Source organism: Streptomyces sp. NPDC031426 (assembly GCF_055581585.1).
In genome coordinates, this window is the sequence record NZ_JBVIJE010000110.1 from 1 (window position 1) to 1,441 (window position 1,441).

The 1,441-nt window shown below is 72.2% G+C and carries 2 protein-coding genes; one reads left to right on the top strand and one right to left on the bottom strand.

Annotation, left to right across the window (positions count from 1 at the left end):
- Positions 1 to 173: 173 nt before the first annotated feature.
- Positions 174 to 503, top strand: a complete 330-nt coding sequence (locus tag ACZ5NH_RS45510) for a GTP cyclohydrolase, FolE2/MptA family (RefSeq protein ID WP_468784374.1) — start codon at positions 174 to 176, stop codon at positions 501 to 503.
- On the opposite strand, the gene ACZ5NH_RS45515 is transcribed toward ACZ5NH_RS45510, so the two are convergent.
- Positions 398 to 919, bottom strand: a complete 522-nt coding sequence (locus ACZ5NH_RS45515) for a hypothetical protein (RefSeq protein WP_468784372.1) — start codon at positions 917 to 919, stop codon at positions 398 to 400. The two genes, ACZ5NH_RS45510 and ACZ5NH_RS45515, sit on opposite strands and share 106 nt — an antisense overlap.
- Positions 920 to 1,441: the final 522 nt, after the last annotated feature.

Genomic DNA, 1,441 nt, shown 5'->3' on the forward strand with positions numbered 1-1,441 from the left:
CCCCCCCCCCCCCCCCCCCCCCCCCCCCCCCCCCCCCCCCCCCCCCCCCCCCCCATCCCCCCCCCCCCCCCCCCCCCCCCCCCCCCCCCCCCCCCTCCTCCCCTCCCCCCCCCCCCCCCCCCCCCCCCCCCCCCCCCCCCCCCGCCACCAGCCTGTGCCCCTGCTCCAAAGCCATCTCCGACGACGACACCCACAACCAGCGCAGCGAGATCACCCTCGAGGTCACCGGCACCAGTGACACGCCCTACCCGCTGCCCGTCCACGAGATGGTCGACCTGCCCCGCGCCGCCGACTCCGCCCCCGTCATCCCCCTCATCAAACGCCCTGAGGAACGCATCGTGACCATGCAGGCTACGGCCACCCCATCTTCACCGAAGACATCATCCGCGACATCACCTCACCTGCCGCCAAAAGGGCCATGGCGTAGACCGTACCGGCGGTCCCTGACAGCCTGCTGGCCGGCCGCTGGCGCGCTCCGACCGTGTGACCGCGGCACGCTTTGAAGGTCCTCGGTGTGTGCGGTGGCCACCGCCGCAGCGGCGATCACGCCGTAGGTGAGATGGTCCGCCACCTGCGGCCACCGTGGCAGCGCGCGGATCTGGGCGGTACGTCTGCCCGGCACACTGAAGTCGAGCGCGGCGATCGCGAGTCCGGCCAGCGCACCCCACGCGGTGGTCGCCCGTCGCGGCAGCACGGCCGCGAGCGCCACGCCCCAGCCGACGCTGAGCCCAAAGTGGACGGGGATCGCCGCAGCGAGCAGTCGCGCCGAGCGGGCTTCGTCCGGCAGCAGCAGCGATCCGGCCGCGCGGGTCGCCGCCAGCGGATCACGCCGCGTGGCCAAGGCATGCAGCGTCGACGGCACACCACTGAGCACACCAGCGACAATGCCCGCGCGCACCCCAGTTCCGAAGACGGTCATACCCTTGGGCTAACACCATGCGGGCACACTCCGCAATGACACGCCGGTAGGTCACGCAGAGCTACTTTTTCCCTGGAGACACAGGTGGGAGTCCGGGGGACTTCCATCGAGGCGGGATCGCCCTGTCGGCGATGAACGTCGCCCTGGAGCGGCGTGCGTGTCCGCCCTCGCCTTCGACACGGCGAGCCCGCACCCTTGCGTGGTGGCCCGTGCCGCAAGCTACGGGCGCTCGCTATCCGCCAGGCAGGCACTTTCCCCGCCGCAGCCGTCCTGCGCGGCGGCCCCTTGCGACACCTCGGCCCAGGGGCGCGCCGGCTCCCAGAAGGAGTGGGTGGCGAAGTCAGGATCTCCACGCGGCGGTCAGGGCCTGGGCGGCCCCACAGGGGACAGCCACGAGGAAGGGCCCGGCGCGTAGGCGGCTTTAGGACAAGGCCATGAAGTTTATGGGCTGATGGGTGCTGTCAACAGGATGTCGATGCTGACGGTGGCCTTGTAGGTGTGTCGGTCGACGCGCAGGCTCTT